The following is a 3,597-nucleotide window of genomic DNA, read 5'->3' as shown; positions in this document are numbered from 1 at the left end:
CCCGCCGCGCGCTGCAGCGACGCGGCCAGGCTGCCCATCGCCTGCGCATGCCCGCGCAAGGCCAGGGCGGCATCGGTGGGCAGCAGGCCGGTCTGCGAGCGCACGAACAGCGGCACCGCCAGCGCCTGTTCCAGCGCCGCCACGTGCCGGCCGACCGTGGGCTGGGTCAGCCCTAGCGCGCGTGCCGCCGCCGACAACGAGCCCTCCTCCAGCACCGCCAGGAAGGAGCGGTAGAGTTCCCAGCCGATCGTATTGTCCATACAGAAATGTATAGCTGGTTGGCGCTCTTCGCCAATTTTCTTCTGCGGCACCCGCACCGAGACTGAGCGCCGACCCCGACGGAGCGCTGCCATGTCCTCTTCTTCTTCCACGGCCCTGGTGCTGGGCGCCAGCGGCGGCATCGGCGGCGAACTGGCGCGGCAGATGCGCGACGCCGGCTGGCAGGTACGCGCCCTGCAGCGCGGCCTCGCCCACCCCAGCGTGGAGCGCGACGGCATCCACTGGCACCACGGCGATGCGCTGCGACAGGCCGACGTGCGGCAGGCGGCCAAGGGCTGTGCGGTGATCGTGCATGCGGTGAACCCGCCCGGTTACCGGCGCTGGTCGGAGCTGGTGCTGCCGATGATCGACAACACCGTGGCCGCGGCCATCGCCGAGCGCGCCACCGTGGTGCTGCCGGGCACGGTCTACAACTACGGCCCGGACGCCTACCCGGCGCCGGACGAAGACGCGCCACAGGCCCCGGTCACCCGCAAGGGCGCGATCCGGGTGGAGCTAGAGCGGCGCCTGCAGGCCGCGACCGCACGAGGCGCACGCGCCATCGTGGTGCGCGCCGGCGACTTCTTCGGCCCGCGCGTGGGCAACAGCTGGTTCGCGCAGGGGCTGGTGCGACCGGGACGGCCGGTCACGACGGTGACCCTGCCGGGCGATCCAGGTGTCGGCCACCAATGGGCCTACGTGCCGGACGTGGCGCGGACCATGCTGGCGCTGCTGCAACAGCGCACGCGCCTGCCGGCGTTCGCCCGCCTGCACATGGACGGGCACTGGGACGCCGACGGCACGCAGATGGCCGCGGCGATCGCGCGGGTGGCGCAGCGCCATGGCCTGGCGCCGCCGCGCACGCGCCGCTTTCCGTGGCCGCTGCTGACCCTGGCCCAGCCGTTCTGGCCGCTGGCGCGCGAACTGCACGAGATGCGCCCGCTGTGGCGGCACCCGCTGCGCATGCGCAATGCGCGGCTGCTGGAACTGCTCGGCGAAGAACCGCATACGCCGCTGGACGTGGCGGTGGAGGCGACGCTGCAGGGGCTGGGCTGTCTGCCGGCGGCGACACCATCGACATGACGCCGATGTGTACGTAGGCGCGGCTGACGCCGCGCCTACGAAGATCCACGCAAATGGAGCGCAAGATCGCCGCCTGTACAGGAGCGACTTCAGGGCACCTCGAATGACGCATCATTGCCGCGGCTCGGCATGATGTCCTGTCTCGATGGCAGGAGCGGCTTGAACCGCTCCTCCCCAAGGCCTTCGCCGCTGCTGGAGGTGCACTTCAGTCGCGACAGGGCCTTCCGGAGAAAAGCGTCGCGACGGCGGTGTCTCTGACAGCCAGGCGCCGGGTCAGCGCGCCTCGCGCAGCCAGCGCGCCACCTGCGGCGCGAAGTAGGTCAGCACGCCGTCGGCGCCGGCGCGCTTGAACGCCATCAGCGACTCCAGCACGCAGGCGCGCTCGTCCAGCCAGCCGTTGCCGATCGCTGCCTTGAGCATCGCGTACTCGCCGCTGACCTGGTAGGCGAAGGTCGGCACGCGGAATTCGTCCTTCACCCGCCGCACCACGTCCAGGTAGGGCATGCCGGGCTTGACCATCACCATGTCCGCACCTTCTTCCAGGTCCAGCGCGATCTCGCGCAGGGCCTCGTCGCCGTTGGCCGGATCCATCTGATAGGTGGTCTTGTCGGCCTTGCCGAGGTTGCCGGCGCTGCCCACCGCCTCGCGGAACGGCCCGTAGAAGGCCGAGGCGTACTTGGCCGAGTAGGCCATGATGCGCACGTGCAGGTGCTCGTCGGCATCCAGCGCGCGGCGGATCGCGCCGATGCGGCCGTCCATCATGTCCGACGGCGAGACGATGTCCACGCCGGCCTGCGCATGCGACAGCGACTGCCGCACCAGCGCCTCGACGGTGATGTCGTTGAGCACGTAGCCGCGGTCGTCGATGATGCCGTCCTGGCCGTGGCTGGTGTACGGATCCAGCGCCACGTCGGTCATCACCCCCAACTCCGGGAAGCGCGTCTTCAGCGCGCGCACCGCGCGTTGCGCCAGGCCGTCCGGGTTCCAGGCCTCGGCAGCGTCCAGCGACTTGCCGGCCGGGTCGATCACCGGGAACAGGTCGATCACCGGGATGCCCAGTTCCAGCGCGGCCTCTGCCTCTTTCAGCAGTTCTTCGATCGACAGCCGCTCCACGCCCGGCATGGACGCGATCGGGGTGCGCCCGGGCACGTCGTGCACGAACACCGGCCAGATCAGGTCGTCGACGGTGAGGGTGTGTTCGCGCATCAGGCGGCGCGAAAAGGCATCGCGGCGCATGCGCCGGGGGCGATAGTGGGGATGGGCCACGTGCAGGCTCCTGGGTGGGCGGATGTTGGGAGGCCGCGCCAGTCGCGCGGCCGATGCCGCCAGGCACCGCAGGCCGCGCCGCCGGCACCGGCGTGAACGCGAGGCGGCCCGCGCGCGGACCGCCGTCGGCTGGGCATGTTACTCGCGCCGACGCGGTGCGCAGCGCGACATGCTGCAACACAGCATGCCGGTCGCCCGGCACGCAGGTCAGATCACCCCGCCGCCCAGGCTCAACCGGATCACCCCGACCACGATCACCAGCGCATTGAGCATCAGGCCGGTCTTGGCGCGGCCGCGGTTGGGCGCCGCGGTGAACAGCAGCCCGATCGCGGCGATCAGCGCGCCGACCGCGGCGAACGGGATCAGGAACCAGTTGCCCCAGCCGAGCAGCGGGATGAAGGCCAGGATCATCCACAGCAACGCCACGATGCCCCACAGCAGACTGATCAGGCCCATGCCGGCCTCCGTGCGAATGTGAGCCTGCACCATAGCGCGCGGCGAACGCCAGGCAACCCAACTCTTGGCACGGGGATCACGGCGGCCCTGCGAGGGTGCGACAGCGGCGGGTTCGGCACGATTCACCCGGCCCGCCTATGATCGCGTGAGATCCGAATACGGGGGTAAGGCCATGAACATCCGACCGCTGTTGCCGCTGGCGCTGCTGCTGGCCCTGGCCGGCTGCGCCAGTTCCTCGAAAGTGATGGTCGGCGCGGCGCGCCCGCCGATCGACCCGGCACTGGTGCAGATCTACTCCGCGCCGCCGCCGGGGGCGGTGGATATCGCCCAGCTCGAAGCCTCCAGCGCGGCCGGCTTCGGCACCCAGGGCCAGACCGACGCGGCCGTGGACCGGCTCAAGCGCGACGCGGCCAAGCTCGGCGCCAACGGCGTGGTGCTGATGGGCGTGGGCTCGCAGCGCTCCGGCGGCGGCCTGTCGGTCGGCGCGGGCAGCTACGGCGGCCACGTCGGCGGCGGCCTGGGCATCGGCATCCC

5 protein-coding genes are annotated in these 3,597 nt (G+C 71.3%); 2 read left to right on the top strand and 3 right to left on the bottom strand.

Annotated features, from left to right (window positions below; translation table 11 throughout):
• A partial coding sequence (locus D180_RS01440) for a LysR family transcriptional regulator (RefSeq protein WP_017911369.1) occupies positions 1-260 on the bottom strand: 260 nt, incomplete at its 3' end.
• Positions 261-351: 91 nt separating this feature from the next.
• Between D180_RS01440 and D180_RS01435 the strand changes: the two genes are divergently transcribed.
• Positions 352-1,341 carry an NAD-dependent epimerase/dehydratase family protein gene (locus tag D180_RS01435; RefSeq protein ID WP_193314239.1) on the top strand — a complete coding sequence of 330 codons (990 nt, stop codon included), beginning with the start codon at positions 352-354 and terminating at the stop codon, positions 1,339-1,341.
• Between the two features lie 273 nt (positions 1,342-1,614).
• Here D180_RS01435 and hemB read toward each other — a convergent pair whose 3' ends face one another.
• Positions 1,615-2,607 (bottom strand): porphobilinogen synthase, encoded by a 993-nt coding sequence (gene hemB / locus D180_RS01430; protein ID WP_026144287.1) that lies wholly within the window; start codon positions 2,605-2,607, stop codon positions 1,615-1,617.
• 207 nt (positions 2,608-2,814) lie between these two features.
• Positions 2,815-3,063 (bottom strand): hypothetical protein, encoded by a 249-nt coding sequence (locus D180_RS01425; protein WP_010340624.1) that lies wholly within the window; start codon positions 3,061-3,063, stop codon positions 2,815-2,817.
• Positions 3,064-3,235: 172 nt separating this feature from the next.
• Here D180_RS01425 and D180_RS01420 point away from each other — a divergent pair.
• Positions 3,236-3,597 (top strand): hypothetical protein (locus tag D180_RS01420; RefSeq protein WP_017911367.1); only part of this gene is annotated, 362 nt, incomplete at its 3' end.

The organism is Xanthomonas sp. SHU 166, from assembly GCF_000364685.1.
Taxonomy (GTDB): domain Bacteria; phylum Pseudomonadota; class Gammaproteobacteria; order Xanthomonadales; family Xanthomonadaceae; genus Xanthomonas_A; species Xanthomonas_A sontii.
This window is presented reverse-complemented; position numbering and strand designations above follow the sequence as displayed.